This is a genomic window from Streptomyces sp. NPDC058812, from assembly GCF_042744565.1.
Taxonomy (GTDB): Bacteria; Actinomycetota; Actinomycetes; order Streptomycetales; family Streptomycetaceae; genus Streptomyces; species Streptomyces thinghirensis.
Genome location: NZ_JBHYOB010000005.1, coordinates 393,676 through 410,220 on the forward strand (window position 1 = coordinate 393,676; position 16,545 = coordinate 410,220).

Annotated in this window: 15 protein-coding genes and 1 pseudogene; 12 read left to right on the plus strand and 4 right to left on the minus strand. The window is 69.8% G+C overall.

The features are described 5' to 3' along the window. Positions 1-3 precede the first annotated feature (3 nt). The 3 genes from ACFW48_RS13505 to ACFW48_RS13515 all read left to right on the plus strand — a co-directional run bounded on the left by ACFW48_RS13505 (position 4) and on the right by ACFW48_RS13515 (position 3,375). Positions 4-1,143 carry a MupA/Atu3671 family FMN-dependent luciferase-like monooxygenase gene (locus ACFW48_RS13505; RefSeq protein WP_386313806.1) on the plus strand — a complete coding sequence of 380 codons (1,140 nt, stop codon included), beginning with the start codon at positions 4-6 and terminating at the stop codon, positions 1,141-1,143. Between the two features lie 99 nt (positions 1,144-1,242). Continuing rightward, a complete protein-coding gene (locus ACFW48_RS13510; RefSeq protein ID WP_386313809.1) occupies positions 1,243-2,043 on the plus strand; it encodes an SAM-dependent methyltransferase in 801 nt (266 codons plus the stop codon). Positions 2,044-2,160: 117 nt separating this feature from the next. Then, the gene (locus ACFW48_RS13515; protein WP_386313811.1) at positions 2,161-3,375 is read left to right on the plus strand and encodes a cytochrome P450; all 1,215 of its coding nucleotides are present in this window, start codon (positions 2,161-2,163) and stop codon (positions 3,373-3,375) included. A gap of 74 nt (positions 3,376-3,449) precedes the next feature. Here ACFW48_RS13515 and ACFW48_RS13520 read toward each other — a convergent pair whose 3' ends face one another. Together ACFW48_RS13520 and ACFW48_RS13525 are read right to left on the minus strand one after the other, a co-directional pair. Continuing rightward, positions 3,450-4,226 (minus strand): ABC transporter permease subunit, encoded by a 777-nt coding sequence (locus tag ACFW48_RS13520; protein ID WP_386313813.1) that lies wholly within the window; start codon positions 4,224-4,226, stop codon positions 3,450-3,452. Between the two features lie 60 nt (positions 4,227-4,286). Further along, complete coding sequence (locus tag ACFW48_RS13525; protein WP_386313816.1) at positions 4,287-5,216, minus strand: ABC transporter ATP-binding protein; 930 nt, start codon at positions 5,214-5,216, stop codon at positions 4,287-4,289. Positions 5,217-5,336: 120 nt separating this feature from the next. Here ACFW48_RS13525 and ACFW48_RS13530 point away from each other — a divergent pair, with 120 nt between their 5' ends. The 7 genes from ACFW48_RS13530 (at position 5,337) to ACFW48_RS13560 (ending at position 12,695) form a co-directional block, all read left to right on the plus strand. Then, positions 5,337-5,828 (plus strand): GbsR/MarR family transcriptional regulator, encoded by a 492-nt coding sequence (locus ACFW48_RS13530; RefSeq protein ID WP_386313818.1) that lies wholly within the window; start codon positions 5,337-5,339, stop codon positions 5,826-5,828. Positions 5,829-6,371: 543 nt separating this feature from the next. Continuing rightward, on the plus strand, positions 6,372-7,415 hold the full coding sequence (locus ACFW48_RS13535) for a ketoacyl-ACP synthase III (protein WP_338895142.1): 1,044 nt from the start codon (positions 6,372-6,374) through the stop codon (positions 7,413-7,415). Then, on the plus strand, positions 7,416-8,183 hold the full coding sequence (locus tag ACFW48_RS13540) for an SDR family NAD(P)-dependent oxidoreductase (RefSeq protein ID WP_386313821.1): 768 nt from the start codon (positions 7,416-7,418) through the stop codon (positions 8,181-8,183). It abuts the gene before it with no gap. Between the two features lie 217 nt (positions 8,184-8,400). Further along, entirely contained in the window at positions 8,401-9,585 is a 1,185-nt protein-coding gene (locus ACFW48_RS13545) for a cytochrome P450 (protein WP_386313824.1), read from the plus strand. Next, positions 9,582-10,340 (plus strand): thioesterase II family protein, encoded by a 759-nt coding sequence (locus ACFW48_RS13550; protein WP_386313827.1) that lies wholly within the window; start codon positions 9,582-9,584, stop codon positions 10,338-10,340. Before ACFW48_RS13545 ends, ACFW48_RS13550 begins: the two co-directional genes overlap by 4 nt. Positions 10,341-10,442: 102 nt before the next feature. Further along, positions 10,443-11,630: a cytochrome P450 gene (locus ACFW48_RS13555; RefSeq protein ID WP_386313830.1), complete on the plus strand. Its 1,188-nt coding sequence runs from the start codon at positions 10,443-10,445 to the stop codon at positions 11,628-11,630. Positions 11,631-11,666: 36 nt separating this feature from the next. Continuing rightward, a complete protein-coding gene (locus ACFW48_RS13560; RefSeq protein WP_386313833.1) occupies positions 11,667-12,695 on the plus strand; it encodes a ketoacyl-ACP synthase III family protein in 1,029 nt (342 codons plus the stop codon). Positions 12,696-13,071: 376 nt separating this feature from the next. Here ACFW48_RS13560 and ACFW48_RS13565 read toward each other — a convergent pair. Continuing rightward, a pseudogene (locus tag ACFW48_RS13565) lies at positions 13,072-13,839 on the minus strand (transposase); the annotation flags it as partial. A 70-nt stretch (positions 13,840-13,909) separates the two neighbouring features. Then, complete coding sequence (locus ACFW48_RS13570; protein ID WP_386313836.1) at positions 13,910-14,848, minus strand: GlxA family transcriptional regulator; 939 nt, start codon at positions 14,846-14,848, stop codon at positions 13,910-13,912. Positions 14,849-15,050: 202 nt separating this feature from the next. Between ACFW48_RS13570 and ACFW48_RS13575 the strand changes: the two genes are divergently transcribed. Together ACFW48_RS13575 and ACFW48_RS13580 are read left to right on the plus strand one after the other, a co-directional pair. Then, positions 15,051-15,740, plus strand: a complete 690-nt coding sequence (locus ACFW48_RS13575) for a DJ-1/PfpI family protein (RefSeq protein WP_386313839.1) — start codon at positions 15,051-15,053, stop codon at positions 15,738-15,740. 316 nt (positions 15,741-16,056) lie between these two features. Beyond that, on the plus strand, positions 16,057-16,497 hold the full coding sequence (locus ACFW48_RS13580; RefSeq protein WP_386313841.1) for a DUF6010 family protein: 441 nt from the start codon (positions 16,057-16,059) through the stop codon (positions 16,495-16,497). Positions 16,498-16,545: the final 48 nt, after the last annotated feature.

Consider the following 16,545-nt stretch of genomic DNA (forward strand, 5'->3'; position numbering starts at 1 on the left):
ACCATGGAATTCAGCGTGTACTTCTTCGCGGCCAACGACGACAGGTCCTTCCGCGACCGCTATCGCTTCATCCTCGACGTGGCCCGGGCCATCGACCCGCTCGGCTTCAGGGCCATCTGGACCCCGGAACGGCACTTCCAGGAGTTCGGCGGCAGCTTCCCCAACCCTTCCGTCCTCAGCGCCGCCCTCGCCGTCGCCACCGAACGGCTCGAGCTGCGCGCGGGCAGCATCGTCCTGCCGCACCACCACCCGGTGCGGGTCGCCGAGGAATGGGCCCTGGTCGACCAGCTCTCCGGCGGGCGGGCCGCGCTGTGCGTGGCCACCGGCTGGCACAGCGGTGACTTCGTCTTCTATCCCGACAACTTCGAACGGCGCCGCGAGGTGGCCTTCGGCACCATCCCGGTGCTGCGCAGGCTGTGGGCGGGCGAGACGGTCGAGTTCCCCGGCCCCGGCGGCCGGATGCTCCCGGTGCGCACCTATCCGCGCCCGTGCCGCGCCGAACTGCCCCTGTGGATCGTGCACTCCTCCAACCCGCAGACCTGGGTCACGGCGGGTGAGCTGGGCACCAACGTCCTGGCCCTGGTGGACAGCTGGGAACGCCTCGAAACCAATGTCGCCGCCTACCGCAAGGCCAGAGCGGAGGCGGGCCACGACCCTCGGACGGGCGTGGTCACCGTCGGGATGCACACCTATGTCGGTGACGACGAGGAGCAGGTGCGCGCGCTCGTGGCCGAGCCGGTACGCCGCTACATCGACACCTTCCTCACCCAGAAGAGCAACGACGGCGCCTCCGGCACCATGACCCAGGCCGAGAAGGAGGAGCTGGCCAAGGTGGTGGCCGAGGACTTCTACGAACGCCGCTCGCTGCTCGGCACCGAGGAGAAGTGCGCGGCGGTGGTCCGCCGGGCGCAGCACGCCGGTGTCGACGAGATCGCCTGCATGGTCGACTTCGGCCTCCCCTTCGCCACCGTGCTCGACGCCCTGCCCCGGCTGGACGCCCTGCGCGCCCGGTTCGCGGACCCCGCGCCGGCCGTCCGGCCCCCGCGCACCGCACCGCCGGCCGGCCGCGTCCCCAGCGCGGCCAGAGCCGCGGCCTCCGCCGGGGCCGCCGACTCCGCGATGGCCTGGTACTACGAGCGCTGACCTCACCGTGGCGTACGCGGGGCCACCCGCAGACCGCAGGACGCCGACACGGCAACCACACCACGACCGGAAGAGCCGGTCCGGAAAGGACGGACGAAGATGTCGCACACCGGGCCCACCGCGGAACGCGTCGGCGATTACTACGACAAGGGCGTCGACCTGTTCCCCCTCCTGTGGGACGAGAACCTGCACATGGGCTACTGGACGGACGAGGACGACGCCTCCTCGGTCGCCGTCGCGACCGAACGGATGACCCGGCAACTGGTCGACCGGCTCGCCCCGCGGCCGGGGCAGCGCATCCTCGATGTCGGGTGCGGGCTGGGCAAGCCCGCCGTCGCGCTGGCGTCCGCCCACCCCGTGCAGGTCGTCGGAGTGACCATCAGCCCGGACCAGGCACAGCGGGCCACCGAGCGTGTGCGGGGCACGGACGTCGCGGCCCGTCTGACGTTCCGGCACGGCGACGGGATGGCGCTGCCCTTCGACGACAACTCCTTCGACGGCGCGTGGGCGTTCGAGTCCCTGCTGCACATGGAGGACAAACCCAAGGCGATGAGCGAGCTGGCCCGGGTGCTGCGGCCCGGTTCCCGCCTCGTGGTGGCGGACATGTTCCACCGGCCGCAGGAGGGCATGGGGTTCGAGGGGTTCATGGCCACCCTCGGCAGCATGGACGACTACCGGAACCTGCTCGCCGACGCCGGGTTCGGCACGCTGGAGGCGCTCGACATCACCGCGCACACCGTGATCCCGGAATCGGCCTTCGCCGCCATGAAGGAGACCATGCTGGCCCGTCGCGAGGAGATGATCCCCATCACCGGGGAGGAGGCGTTCAACGCCGCCATCGCCGCCGACCGCACGACGCCCCCCTACACGTATGTGCTCGTCACGGCACAGCTCACCTGAGGTTCCCCGCGGCGTGGGGCCGACCGCGCGGCACCGCACAGGACTCGTACGACGGCACACGGACGCCAGAAGGACGACGCACCGATGACAGACCGGCGACAGACCATAGGAGGAACCGTGTCTTCAGACACCGCCACGGATTTGAGCCTGGTGGAGATTCTTTTCGGACCGGACCGTGACGCAGCCTTCGGCCGGCTGCTCGACGGGCCGGCGATCAGGCCCGCCACGTACTTCGACGGCAGCCAGGTATGGCTGGTCACCCGGTACCACGACATCCTGAGCGTGCTGAGCGACAAGCGGTTCAGCAACGACCTCACCAAGCAATCCAAGTCGAACCTCACGGCGTCCATCGGGCTTCCTGAAGATGTGGCCCCCTACTTCCTCCACACCCTCGGCACCTACGACCCGCCGGACCACACGCGGCTGCGCAGGCTGCTCTCCCGCGAGTTCACGCCCCGGCGCATCGAGCAACTCCGCCCGCGGATCCAGGAGATCGCCGACGAACTGCTCGACTCCCTGGCCGCGGAGCCCGAGGCCGACCTGATCGACCGGTTCGCCAAACCGCTGCCGGTCAGCGTCATCTGCGAACTGCTCGGCATTCCGGCCGGGGACCACTCCCGCTGGCTGGCGTGGTCGGTGGCGCTCGTGAGCGGAGACCTCGAGCAGATCGCGGACGGCGCCCGCAACCTGGTCGCGTACCTCGGGGATCTCCTCGAAGAGAAGCGGAAGGCACCCGGCGAGGATGTGCTGTCCGGCCTGTGCCGGGCGCACGAGGACGGTGACCGGCTCAGCACCGAGGAACTCATCTCGCTCTCCCTCAGCCTGCTCATCGGAGGGCACGACAACACGGTCAGCCTGATCGCCAACGGCACCCTGATGCTGCTCACGCATCCCGGGCAACTGGCCCGGCTGCGCGCCGAACCCGACGGCATGCCCGCCGCCGTCGAGGAACTGCTGCGCTTCGCCGGGCCCGCGGACATCGGCGTGCTGCGGTACGCCCTGGAGCCGGTGGAGATCGGCGGGGTGACCATCCCGGCGGGGGACGGGGTGCAGGTCGTGTACGCGACGGGCAACCGGGACCCGCGGCGCTTCGAGCGCCCGGAGCAACTCGACCTGACCCGTGCGGACAAGGCGCACCTGGGGCTGGGCCACGGCATCCACCACTGCATCGGCGCGGCCCTGGCCAGGGCGGAGGGCGAGATCGCGCTGAGCCGCCTGATCACGCGCTTTCCGAACCTCGAACTCGCCGCCGACCCCGCGGAGCTCACCTGGAAACCGGCCACGTCCCGGGCCCTGGCGGCCCTGCCGGTCAGGCTGGGGCGCCAGACCTGACCGGCAGGGGCGGGGCACGCGGACATGGCGCAGGGCGCACCGGGTCGGCCGGTGCGCCCTGCGCCGGAACGCGGTCAGCTGTTGATGTCGCGCCGGTCGAACCGGGCCAGTCCGACGGCCAGGCACACGGCCGTCAGGAGCACGAGGACACCGTAGTCGGCCCACTGGAAGCCGTGCCGAAGGGGCTGGCCGCCGATGTAGTAGTGGAAGGGGGAGAGGTAGGCGAGCCACTCGGCGCCGATCGGTTCGGCCATGGTGTGGAAGGCGTAGGTGACGACGGCGACACCGGCGGCGCCGGCCAGGACGACGCTGCGGCGGCCGAAGGCCGCGCCGAGGGCCAGGGCGAGCGCGCCGAACGTGCCGGCGAGCAGGGCCAGAGCCAGGCACTGGGCCAGGAACTGCACCGGGCTGATGCTGGTCAGTTCGGCGCTGCTCCGTACGGCGAGCAGGGCCAGCCAGACCACGAACGAGATGACGAACGCGCCGGTGACCAGGTTGGCGAAACGCTGGAGCATGAACTTGGTGCGGGTGATGGGATGGGCGAGCAGCAGGTCGAGCTGCCCGGTCTCCTCGTCGCCCGCGGTGGCGCGGTGTCCGGCCGCGATGGCGTAGATCAGCAGTAGCAGGGGGAGGACCAGACCGAATTCGGCGGCGTTCAGATAGCCGGCAGCCGAGTTGTCGACGTTCATGGAGTCCCGCAGGCTGTCCGGGATGTTGCCGAGGTTGTTCTTCTGGCTGGGATACGCGCTCGCGTATGCCAGGCCGATGAAGGCGGAGCCGATCACCCAGCCGAGGAGGCTGCGGCGGCTGTCACTGAGCGACTTGCGATAGACGGCGGTGGCGGTGCGCATGGAGGGCGGTCCTTCCGGCTGAGGGAGCCGTGGGTGCGACGGGGCGGGGGGTCTTGGTGTTCAGGAGGCTCGGACCGCGTCGGTGCGGGGCGCGGAGTCGGTTCCCTCGTAGTAGGAGTGGAAGAGGTCGTCGAGGGCCGGTTCGGTGACCCGCAGGCTGGTGACGGTATGAACGGCGAGGGCCTTGATCAGGCTGTCGGGGCTGCCGGAGAGCTGACCGCTGAGCGTGGTCCCCGCGGCGTCCAGGCGCAGCCGGTCGGCGCCGGACACACGGGCGAAGGCATCGGCCGCGACAGGGGTGGCGAAGGTGACGTCGATGTCACGGACGGCGTCGGCGCGCAGATGGGTGACGGTGTCGAGGGCGACGAGGGCTCCGTCGCGGATGATGCCGACCCGGTCGGCGACGGCTTCCACCTCGCTCATGATGTGACTGGACATGAAGACCGTCTGGCCATTCGCCGCGGCCTCGCCGACCAGGACGAGGAAGGCCTGCTGGGCCAGCGGGTCGAGTCCGGAGGTGGGCTCGTCCAGGACCAGGACCTCGGGTGTGTGCATCAGTGCCTGGACCAGGCCGACCTTCTGCCGGTTGCCCTTGGACAGCTTCTTGATGCTGGTGGTCTGGTCCAGGCCCAGCCGCTCGGCGAGGGAGTCGATCCGCTCCTGCGGCACCCCGCCGCGCAGCGCGGCGAGAAAGCGCAGGTAGCTGCGAACGTTCTGACGGCCGTCGCAGACGAAGTCACCGGCCAGGTAGCCCATGCGGCTGCGCAGTTCGACGCCGTCGGACAGTGGATCGAGACCGAGGACGGCGGCGGAGCCCGACGTGGGGCGGATCAGGTCGAGCAGCAGCCTGATCGTGGTGGTCTTGCCGGCGCCGTTGGGTCCGAGGAAGCCGAAGACCTCGCCCGCCCGCACATCGAGTGTGAGGCCGGTCAGGCCGCGACGGGTGCCGTACGTCTTGGTGAGCTTCCGAAGCTCGATCGCGTTCGTCATAATCCTGACCGTACTAAGCGTTCAGAGATTTGTAAAGATAGAGAGATTTGAGAGCTGTCGTTACACTGAAAGGCGCCGACACCCCCTCTTCCATCGATTTCCGGTACCAAGGAGCATGTTTTGGAGCACAACGAGACAGAGACGGAGCTGCGTGCCATCGCGGAGAAGCTGGCTCTGGCCCTCTCCGAGGGAGGCATGCAGAAGACCATGGCGAGGGTGATGACCGCTCTGCTGTTCACCCAGCAGAAGACGATGACCGCCGGCGACCTGTGCGAGGAACTCCAGATCAGCTCCGGTGCCGTCTCCGGTGCCGTCAAGCAGCTCATCCTGACCAACATGATCGAGCGGGTCCCGGCCCCCGGCAGCCGCCGTGATCACTACCGGTTCCGGGAGAACGCGTGGGCGACCCTGCTGGGCAACCAGAACGCGGTCTTCACGATCATGATGGAGGCCGCCTCCGAAGGCCTGAAGATCGCCGAGCTGAACAGCCCCGCCGGCCACCGCCTCGACGAGATGCAGGACTTCTACTCCTTCATGCACCGGGAACTGACCGCCCTGATCGAGGCATGGCGCGAGCGGTACGAGGAGAGCCGCATGGCCCGCCTGTCCTGACCCCTCGACGGAAGACCCCGCGAGGGCCGTGACCGGAAGGGTTTCACCGGCTCGCGACACCCGTCCCGGCACCTCGCCGCGTTGTCGCCCGACCCGAACACCGTCCCGTACGCGGGCATGCTCCGCCTCGCGGTGCACCGCACCGGACGCCGCGAACTCCCGGCGAACTTCCCCCGGCCACAGCACTCGGCCGACCCGGTACGGCGGTGTCCCCGAGACGCCCTCCGGCACCGGAGAGGCACGGCCCCGTCGCCTGCAGGGCGCGCTGGGGTAGTGCTGGGGTCGGCCCCGGAGGTGTGGTGCGCCGGCACCGCCCAGACTGGCCGTGAAGAGCCGACCGGCCCGGCCTTCGCCACGCCCGCCCGTACCGCCGACCGGGCCGTGCCACCCCACCCGCACCGCTGACCGGGCCGGACAGGAGGCGGCGGGAAGCGGCGGGAGGCCACCCGTACCGGGCCCGCCCGCCCCGCGATCCCGGCGGTGCGCGCCCCGACGGCCCCGCTGCGCGGGCAGGCACGGCCGACCAGAAGGAGTCTCCGCCTCATGACGAACACCGCTGGTACACCCTACGGGGTAGGCATCCGGGCCATCGGGGGCTACGTGCCCGAGCGCGTGGTGACCAACGCGGACCTGGAACAGATGCTGGACACCACGGACGCCTGGATCAACGAGCACATCGGCATCACGGAGCGGCGCTGGTCGGCACCCGACGAGCAGACCTCGGACCTGGGCGCGGCCGCCCTGCGCGACGCCTGTGCCCGCGCGGGGGTCAGCCCGGACTCCATCGACCTGCTGATCTGCGGCACGTTCACACCAGACCACATGCTGCCCGCCGCCGCGGTGGCCATAGCCCGCAAGCTGGGCCTCACCGGCACCCCGGGGTTCGACGTCAACAGCGGCGGCTGCCCCGGCGGTACGTTCGCCCTCGACGTCGGCGCGAAGTACCTGCTGTCGGGCGGCTACCGGCGGATAGCGGTGGTTCTGGCGGACACCGTGACCAAGACCCTGGACCCCGAGGACCGCGCAACCGGCGTGATCTTCGGTGACGCCGCCGCCTGCTATCTGCTGGAGCCCTGCGCCATCGGGACCGGCGTGACGCCGGCCCTGCTGCGCAGCGATCCCCGGGCGTACGAGACCGCCTTCGTCAAGAGGGAACAGCGCACCTGGTCCACCGACGGCAGACCCAAGCACTCGGGGTTCGGCGACAACTTCGTGCACATGCACGGCCGTTCGGTGCGGGACTTCGCGCTGGACATCATGCCGGGCTTCGTGCTGGAACTGCTGGAACACCACGGGATGTCGACCGATGACGTGGACCTCCTCGTCTTCCACCAGGCCAACCACCACCTGCTCCGCGTACTCCGGGAGAAACTCGGCCTGCCCGCCGAGCGCACGGCCGAGAACGTCCACCGCCTGGGCAACAGCTCCGGCGCCGGAATGCCGCTGGCCCTGCGCGAGGCCGTGGACGAGGGCCGGGTCAAGGCCGGGGACACGGTCGTCCTCGCCTCCTTCGGAGCGGGGATGAGCCATGGCGGCACGGTCATCCACTGGCCCGCCGAAAGCGACTTCCTGGGACCGGCCGAGTAGATGGTCATCACCGGAAAGGTCGCTGTCGTCGTGGGCGGCACGTCCGGACTGGGCCTCGCCGTGGCGGCGCGGCTGCTCGCGGCGGGTGCCGAGGTGGTGGTGACGGGCCGATCCGCCGCACGCGGTGCCGATGCCCTGGCGCACCTGGGCGACCGGGCCGCCTTCGTCGCCGGGGACATCACGCGTCCGCCGGACGTGGCCGCCGCCGTGGCGGAAGCACGGCGCAGGGGAGGCCCGCACATCGCCGTCTGCTGCGCGGGAGCCACCGCCTCCGGGAAGGTGGTGGGCCGCGAGGGCCCACTGCCGCTGGCGGAGTTCCAGCGAATCGTGCAGGTGAACCTGGTCGGTACGTTCGACGTGGTGCGCTCGGCCGCGGCCGCGATGGTACGGGGCGGCGGCACGGCGGACGACGAGCGGGGGGTCATCGTGTGCACCTCGTCCATCGCGGCCTACGACGGACAGCAGGGGCAGGCGGCCTACGCGGCGTCCAAGGCCGGAATCGCCGGGATGACCCTGCCGCTCGCCCGTGACCTGGCGCGTCACCGGGTGCGGGTGGCGACGGTGGCGCCGGGGCTGTTCGACACCCCGATGCTTGCGGAGCTGCCCACCCGGGCCCGCACCGCTCTGGTCGCCGCCACCCCGCACCCGCAACGCCTGGGACAACCCGAGGAGTTCGCGGGCCTGGTACAGCACATCGTGGAGAACCCCATGATCAACGGCGAGGTGATCCGGATCGACGGAGCAGCACGCCTGGCCACCGGCCACTGACCTTCGCATCCCCGGCGACGCCGGCTACCCGTGGGCCCGGCCACCCGTGGGCCCCGCTGCCCGGGGGCCAGGAGACCCCCGGTGTCAACACCGGGGTGCTGCCGGGGTCTTCCCCGGGGGCGTCCCGGAACCGGCGCTCCCCAGACTGAAGGCGGAAGCCGACCGGAACGGACCCTCACCCCGCCCACCGGGCAGCAGAACAGAGGAGAGAGACCACATGGTTGACCCGCCCAACGCCGCGCCGCCGTTCTTCGCCGACGGCGGCCCTGCGCTGTACGCGTGGATGCGAAACGCCAGGGACAACACCCCGGTCATGTTCGACGAGGCGTCACAGACCTGGAAGGTCTACCGCTACGAGGACGCCCACCGGGTGCTCTCCGACTGGCAGGTGTTCTCCAACGACATGTGTCGCATCATGCCGGAGCACGGCTTCACCAGGGGAAACCTCTCCACGATGGACCCGCCCGAGCACAAGCAGCTGCGCGGCGTCATCGCCCAGGGATTCACCCCTCGCGCTCTGGCCGACCTGGCCCCGCGCATCGAGAGGATCGTCGGCGAACTGCTGGACGCGGTCGAGGACCGCACGGAGATCGACATCACCCGTGATCTGTCGTACCAGCTTCCGCTGAACGTCATCGCGGAGGTGATCGGCGTGCCACGCGGGGACCGGGGAGTGCTCTACCGCACCGCCGACGCCCAGCTCGCCCTCACCTGCGAGAACCCCGCCGACCCGGACTTCGTCGTCGGAGTGCAGAAGGCGATGGGCGAACTCCAGTCGTATCTCGGGCAGGAGCTCGTCCCGGCCCGGCGCCGGGATCCGCAGAACGACCTGGTCAGCAAGCTGGCGACCGCCAGACTCGACGACCGCTCCCTCGACGACGAAGAGGTCGTCAACTTCACCGTCCTGCTGCTGCTCGCGGGTCACCTGACCACGATGTCCCTGCTCGGCAACATGATGCTGACCCTCAGTGAACACCCCGGCCAGCTGACCGAGGTCCGAGCCGACCGCTCACTGGTGCCGGGCGCCGTCGAAGAGGTGCTGCGCTACCGCCCGCCCGTACCCGAGGGCGGCCGGGTGACCAACGTGGAGGTCGAGCTGGCCGGTGCCACCATCCCGGCCGACCGGCTGGTGCTGGTCTCGCTGATCTCCGCCAACCGCGACGAGCGCGAGTTCCCCGACCCGGACCGGTTCGACATCCATCGCCCGGCCAACCCACAACTCGCCTTCACCACCGGGATCCACTACTGCCTGGGCGCCCATCTGGCCCGCCTGGAGGCGAAGATCGCGCTCAACGCGATCCTGGATCGCTACACCGACCTGACCTTCACCGGAATGCAGTGGTACGAGTCGTACTCCCTGTGCAACCCCAAGCGCCTCACCTTCGAGGTGCGCCGCCCGTGACACCTTTCGAACGGTGGATCCTGCGCCCGAGGCCTGCCCCGGACGCTCCGCTGCGCCTGATCTGCGTGCCCTACGCCGGCGGTGGTCCCGCGGCGTACCACAGCTGGGCCGCTGAACTGCGGGACGGCGCGGAGCTCTGGCTGCTGCGGCCTCCGGGCCGGGAGGCCCGGTTGCAGGAGCCGCTGCTGTACAGCGTCGAGGAGATCGTCCGCGAGGCGGCGGCGGCCCTCGCGGACGAACTGCCGGAGCCGTTCGCGGTGTTCGGCTACAGCGTCGGTGCCTGGATCGCCTTCGAACTCGTCCGGGAACTGCGGGACGGCTACGGCCTGCGGGCCGCGCACCTCGGTGTGGCGGCCCGCCCAGCGCCGCAGACGCCACTGCATCATCCCGCCATGCACACCCTGCCCGACGATGTCTTCCTGGACGTCCTCGACCGCCGGTTCCGGGCCATTCCCCCGGCGATCCGCGACTCGCCCGAGATGAAAGCGCTGTACCTGCCGATCCTGCGGGCCGACACGACGGTGCTGGAGACCTACCGCTTCCGCCCCGGCCCGTTGCTGGACTGCCCCGTCTCGGCGTTCGGCGGCACGGAGGACATCGACTGCCGCGAGGAGGACCTGACGGCCTGGGGGGAGCAGACGACGGGGGACTTCCGGCTGCGGATGCTGCCGGGGGGCCACTTCTTCCTGCACAACCGGCGGCAGGAGTTACTGGACGGCCTCGCGACGGACCTGTTCCGCTGCCTGGTTCCCTGACGCGCCGTGCACCGGGCCCCCGAAGGCGAACCGACCGCCATGACACCCCACGACCGCTCAGCACCCCACCCACAGATCGCCGAACCGAGGGGGAACAACCGTATGACGTCCCAGACCGCACCCCCGCGACGGCCGTTCCACGTGGACCGCGGCAAATCGCTGCACGCATGGCTTCGGCACATGCGGGACCACGAGCCGGTGTACTTCGACACGACGATGAACAGCTGGCGTGTCCTGCGGCACGCGGACGCGGTGCGGGTCTTCTCCGACTGGTCCACCTTCTCCAACGACATGCACCGTGTGATGCCGGCGCAGGAGTTCATCGACGGCAACCTGTCCGCACTGGACCCCCCGGCGCACAAGAACCTGCGCGGCCTGCTCAGCCAGGGCTTCACCCCGCGGATGCTGGGGCCGTTCGGCAGCCGGATCGAGAGCCTCGTCGTGGAGATCCTGGACCAGGTGGACGACCGGGGAGAGTTCGACCTCGCCGCCGATCTCGCCTACCAGCTGCCCCTCAACGTCATCTCCGAACTGCTCGGGGTGGACCGGGAGGGCCGCGAGGTACTCCGGCGCTGCTCCGACGCCCAGCTCACCCTCTCCACGGACGATCCCACGGACGGCGCCTTCATCCAGAACCGGGAGGAGGCGATGCGGGAGATCCTCGACTACCTGCGAGAGCACGCACGGGAGCGCCGGACCAGGCCGCGGGACGACATGATCAGCCGCCTGGTGCATGCGGAGATGGACGGACGGCGGCTCACCGAGACGGAGATCGTCAACTTCTCGGTCCTCCTGTTGCTCGCGGGGCATCTGACCACGATGGGGCTGCTGGGCAGCATGGTGGCGTGCCTCGACGAGCACCCCGATGCCATGGCCCAGGTCCGGGCGGACCGCTCCCTCGTCCCGAACGCCGTCGAGGAGGTCCTGCGGTATCTCCCTCCGGTACCGGACGCCGGACGCGTCACCAACCGGGACGTGACGCTCGGCGGGGTGACGATCCCGGCCGACCAGTTCATCCTCATCTCACTCACCTCGGCCAACTGGGACGAACGCGCCTACCCCGACCCGGCCCGGTTCGACATCCACCGCAAGCCCAACCCACAGCTCGCCTTCACCCACGGCATCCACATCTGCCTGGGCGCCCATCTGGCCCGGCTGGAGGCGAAGGTCGCACTCGACGTGCTGCTGGACCGCTATCCGGCATGGGAGGTGACCGGCGTCGACTGGTACGAGAACAATACGATCTGCGCCCCCAGGCGACTGACCATAGCCGTCGAGCGGCACAGCTGACCCGGACGCTGCCAGACCGAAAGGGAACGCATATCCATGAAGTTCAACGGCATCTACCTCAGCGGCGTGGGCGTCTGCCTGCCTGAACGGGTCCCTCTGGAGGAGGCCGTCGCCCGGGGCGACTGCGACGAGTCCCAGCTGACCACGGGCTGGCGGGCCGCACGGGTCGCGGGGACCACGCCGGCGCCGGACATGGCGATCGAGGCCGGGAAACAGGTGCTGACCCGCTCCGGACACGCCCCCGGCGACGTCGACCTGCTGCTGCACACCTCGACATCGCACCAGGGCCCGGACTCCTGGATGCCCCAGCACTACATCCTGCGCAACACGGTGGACCGGGAGATCCCGGCGATCGGACTGCGGCAGGGGTGCGAGGGGTTCCTGGCCGGTGCGGAGCTGGCCGCGTGCTTTCTGATGGCCTCCCCCGACCGGACTGCGGCCATGATCACCACCGCCGACAACTTCGGCCATCCGCTGATCGACCGCTACCGCTCCCACCACGGCCTCGTCCTGGGGGACGGCGGTACGGCGGCACTGCTGTCGAAGCGTGAGGGCTTTGCCGAACTGCTGGCCGTCAACTCCTTCTCCGTGCCCGCTCTGGAGGGCATGACCCGTGGGGACGAGCCGCTGTTCCCGCCCGGCTGCACCGTCGGCCGCAAGGTGACACTGGAGCGGCAGGCGACGTCCCGTCCGGGTGATGTGACACCCCAGGAGGCGGCGCTGATCGCCGGAAAGGTGGAGTCCGAGGCGGTCCGGCAGGTGCTGGACGACGCGGGCATCGAGATCGGCGACATCACCCGGGTCCTCCACCCCTCGGCCGCCAACGAGCAGTACCTGGAACACTTCCTCAAACCCCTCGGGCTCGATCCCTCCTACGGCATGCTGGAATTCGGCCGCTGGAACGGCCACATGGGCGCCAGCGACCTGCTCGCCGGGCTCGACCACCTGATCAGCGAGGGAGCGCTGCAGCCCGGGGACCACGTGATGATGTTCGCGGTGGGACCCGGGATGGCCATGTCCTACGGCGTCGTCCGCATACGCGACACACCCCCGTGGAGGGTGTGACCCACTTCATGCTCCGGTGCGTCGAGGGACGCCTGACTCGTACTCCGCCGGGGACGGTCGTGTGGGGGAGGCGCTCTTCGGCCCGGGTGTGGTCTCGGACCGCGTGACCCACGACCGCGAGTGGTTGACAGCCCGGGACGTCCAGCCCTTCCGTGGGCCCCCGGCGACGCACTGCGGTCGTTCTGCGCCCGCCAGGGCCGGACCAGGAATCCCCCCCCGCTCACCGGGCTTTCCAGGGCTCGCGGGACTGCATGTATCCACCTCCTCGGCACCGGTGGGCCGCCCCGCAGGGCTGGGCATATTGGTCACGAGCGTTGTTGACGGTGGAGCCGATACGTGAAGCACCGACGAAGTGTGCTGGCCAGGGCCCACAAGACGTGGTGAGGCGGGCAAGGCGCTTGTAGCAGCAGAGAGCGGCGGCGAGTCCGAGGAAGGCCAGGTAGTTACGGGGATTGCGCTCGTAGCGGGGGCTGAGTCCGCGGTAACCGGAGAGCCACGACATGGTGCCTCGATGACCCAGCGTCGTCGCCCTAATCGCTTGCTGGACTCGATGCCTTTGCGGGCGACGCGTACTCCGGTGCGCTTCCAGCGAAGCCATCTGCGCGGGTCGGCGCGGTCGTGGGCTTGGTCTGCGTGGAGGGCTGGGGCTTGAAGTAGCGGCCGCGGTGAGGGTCGTGTCTCGTTTGGTGGCCCTCGACCATGGGCTTCAGCCCTTCGCTGTCGTGGGTGTTGCCGGCCGAGACGCCGACGAGGAGAGGCAGTCCGTTCGCGTCCTGTGTGTTCGCCCCCTTTTTCGCTCTCACGTGGGCGGTGTCGAGGACGACGCGGGTGACGTCGTCCAGGCCGGCGTCGTCAAGCCGGTGCAGCTCGGCCTCGTGGAGGCGGCCCCAGACGCCGGCTCTCCACCAGATCAGGAACCGGCGGTGGGCGGTCGACTTCGATATGCCGAAATGCCGAAGCAGGGTGGCGAAGCGCGCCAGGCGCACCCGCTGACCAGCACGTAGATGATGGCCGCGAACAGCGTCTCATCAGGCGTGTCCTGCGTTCCACCCCCCTGCGGCCGCACCTTCGACGGAGGGATCAGCGGCTTCGCCATCTCCCACAGGCCGTCTGGAACAATCCAACTCCACGTACCCCGCCCCATGAACGGACCAACGACCGCAACCGCCTCACCACGTAGGACACGGCTTTATGGGGCCATCTCAATTGGCTGTTCAACTGAACGTGCGCCGGTAGGTCTGCGGGCTGACGCCGGTGGTGCGTTTGAAGCGGTCACGGAAGGCGGTGGGTGAGCCGAAGCCGACCTGGCTGCCGATGCGCTCCACGGAGTGCTCCGTGGTTTCCAGCAAGTGCTGTGCCTGGCGGATGCGGGCCCGGTGGAGCCACTGGAGCGGCGTGGTGCCGGTCTGGTCGCGGAAGCGCCGGATCAGGGTTCGGGTGCTGGTTCCGGCCCGCTCGGCGATGTCTGCAAGGGTGAGGTCGCGGGCCAGGTTCTCCTGTAGCCAGGTGAGCAGCGTCTCAAGCTCGGAGCCCTGCGGTGTGGGTGCGTGGTCGTAGACGATGAACTGCGCCTGCCCGCCCTCTCGTTCGAGAGGCATCACTGACAGGCGGGCGGCGTCGGCGGCGACGGCCGAGCCGTAGTCACGGCGGATCATGTGCAGACACAGGTCCATGCCCGCCGCGGCGCCGGCCGAGGTGAGCAACTGGCCGTTGTCGACGTAGAGGACGTCCGGGTCGACGACGAGGCCCGGGTGGGCGGCAGCCAGCAGACCGGCTGCGCGCCAGTGGGTCGTGACGCGCAGTCCGTCGAGGAGCCCGGTGTCAGCCAGGGGGAAGGTGCCCACGCAGATGGAGGCGATCCGGGTGCCGTCGGCAGCGGCCGACCGCAGCGCGTCGTGCACGGCGGGAGGGAGTGAGGCAGCGAGATCGGCGACGCCCGGCACGATGATCGTGTCCGCGCCCTGCAGGCCCTCCAGGCCCCAGGGGGCACGCAGGGTGAAGGCTCCGGCGTCGACCTCGTCGCGCTCGGCGCACACCCGTACCTGGTAGCCGGGCCGCCCGTCGGGCAGGCGGGTCCGGGAGAAGACCTCGATCGGGGTGGACAGGTCGAACGGGATCACCTGATCCAACGCGAGCACGGCAACCGTATGCATGGCCAGAACTTACCTCCTCACCAGCTTGACGGACCTGGGCCGCCCTTCCGGAAGGCCCACGTCATCACAGCCCACACGCTTCAGGAAAGTGTTGGCACTATTCCGTTGCAACCTGTCACTAGTGCCACTGGGCGAGCACCCAGGAAGCCGGTTGACTTCGGAGCGTCCCGATGGAAATCGACGCCGAAGGAACCCCACATCCATGCACACCCAGGTCGTCCTGTTCGATGGCTTCGACCCGCTCGATGCCATTGCCCCCTACGAGGTCCTGTACGCCGGCGGCTCGGCGACGGACGGCGCGGTGACCGTCGAGCTGGTCACCGCAAAGGGCCCTCGTGAGGTCGTAAGCGGCATCGGAGGACTGACGCTGCGCGCCGTCGGCGCCCTCGACCTGGAGCGCGCCGACATGCTTCTGGTACCCGGCGCCTCCGGCCGCGTGGGCGAACCCGGCGAGGCCCTGGAAGAAGAGGTGGGCGTCGGCGAGCGGAAGCAGGACGAGTTCATCCCGGTGCTGCTGGGTCGCACGCTGACCACCGAGCTCCCTGCGCTCCTCAAGCAGGCAATGGACGACCCGGACATCACCGTCGCCACCGTCTGCGGCGGCTCGCTCGTCCTGGCCATGGCCGGCCTGCTGGAGGGACGTCACGCCACCACCCACCACATGGGCCTCGACATGCTGGACGCCACCGGCGCCCACGCGGTCCGCGCCCGCATCGTGGACGACGGCGACCTGATCACCGGCGCCGGCGTGACCTCCGGTCTCGATCTGGGTCTGTACCTACTGGAGCGCGAGGTGGGCCCCCGCGTCGCGCACGCCGTCGAAGAACTCATCTCCCACGAGCGGCGCGGCACCGTCTGGCGCGCGCAGGGTCCAACGCCCACCACTCTCTGAGCGCCCGGCCCTTCGCAGATCAGTCGCTCACCATCCCCCTGCACAAGCAGGAAGAACATCAGCATGTCCGTCGAAGGCATCGTCGCCGTCGACCCGATCACCGTCCCCGCGAGTATGTTTCCCGCAACGCCGCGCCGCGCCCTCGCCGACGCCTGACTGATCGCCTCGATCCTGCCGACCGCGACGGCCGCCAGCGTACTGACACTCCTGATCCTGCCCACCCGGGACCGCGCTCTGGCCGAGACGTCGGTGCTCGCGCTGCGACAGCTCGACCGCGGCGATTCGGCCCGCCCCAGGAAGAAGAAGTCATCCCCTCATGAACCTTGTGTCACCAGTGATCGTCGGCATCATCTACTGCCTACTGATGTCCCTGATCAAAGAACCGCACCGACGCCACTTCAACGCGATCATGGTGGGCGGAGCCGGCGCCGCCTATCTGAGCGGGGGCGGCTTCGGCCCGTGGGAGCTCCCATTCGTCGCACTCACGGCCTACGTCGCCTACCGCGGCCTGGACTCCTGGGCCTTCATCGGCGTCGGTTGGCTGCTCCACACGGCCTGGGACATGGCCCACCACCTCAAGGGCAATCCGATCCTGCCGTTCTACCACGACGCGTCTCTGGCATGTGCCATCTGTGATCCGGTCATCGCCCTGTGGTGCTTCCGCGGAGGACCTTCCCTGATCGCGCTCGTCCGCCGCCGGTTCCGGCCCGGCCGGACAGCAGACCACGCGCACGATCACGTCTCCGCCCCCTCCTGACCGGACCGCACCGGCACCCGACGGTCAGCCTGGGAGCCGGAACACCGC

What these genes read in the sequence shown, in the direction of transcription:
- ACFW48_RS13525 (WP_386313816.1), bottom strand. Translation starts at nt 5,216, where the DNA reads ATGACGAACGCGATCGAGCTTCGGAAGCTCACCAAGACGTACGGCACC.
- ACFW48_RS13510 (WP_386313809.1), top strand. Translation starts at nt 1,243, where the DNA reads ATGTCGCACACCGGGCCCACCGCGGAACGCGTCGGCGATTACTACGAC.
- ACFW48_RS13540 (WP_386313821.1), top strand. Translation starts at nt 7,416, where the DNA reads ATGGTCATCACCGGAAAGGTCGCTGTCGTCGTGGGCGGCACGTCCGGA.
- ACFW48_RS13555 (WP_386313830.1), top strand. Translation starts at nt 10,443, where the DNA reads ATGACGTCCCAGACCGCACCCCCGCGACGGCCGTTCCACGTGGACCGC.
- ACFW48_RS13505 (WP_386313806.1), top strand. Translation starts at nt 4, where the DNA reads ATGGAATTCAGCGTGTACTTCTTCGCGGCCAACGACGACAGGTCCTTC.
- ACFW48_RS13575 (WP_386313839.1), top strand. Translation starts at nt 15,051, where the DNA reads ATGCACACCCAGGTCGTCCTGTTCGATGGCTTCGACCCGCTCGATGCC.
- ACFW48_RS13545 (WP_386313824.1), top strand. Translation starts at nt 8,401, where the DNA reads ATGGTTGACCCGCCCAACGCCGCGCCGCCGTTCTTCGCCGACGGCGGC.
- ACFW48_RS13520 (WP_386313813.1), bottom strand. Translation starts at nt 4,226, where the DNA reads ATGCGCACCGCCACCGCCGTCTATCGCAAGTCGCTCAGTGACAGCCGC.
- ACFW48_RS13535 (WP_338895142.1), top strand. Translation starts at nt 6,372, where the DNA reads ATGACGAACACCGCTGGTACACCCTACGGGGTAGGCATCCGGGCCATC.
- ACFW48_RS13580 (WP_386313841.1), top strand. Translation starts at nt 16,057, where the DNA reads ATGAACCTTGTGTCACCAGTGATCGTCGGCATCATCTACTGCCTACTG.
- ACFW48_RS13560 (WP_386313833.1), top strand. Translation starts at nt 11,667, where the DNA reads ATGAAGTTCAACGGCATCTACCTCAGCGGCGTGGGCGTCTGCCTGCCT.
- ACFW48_RS13570 (WP_386313836.1), bottom strand. Translation starts at nt 14,848, where the DNA reads ATGCATACGGTTGCCGTGCTCGCGTTGGATCAGGTGATCCCGTTCGAC.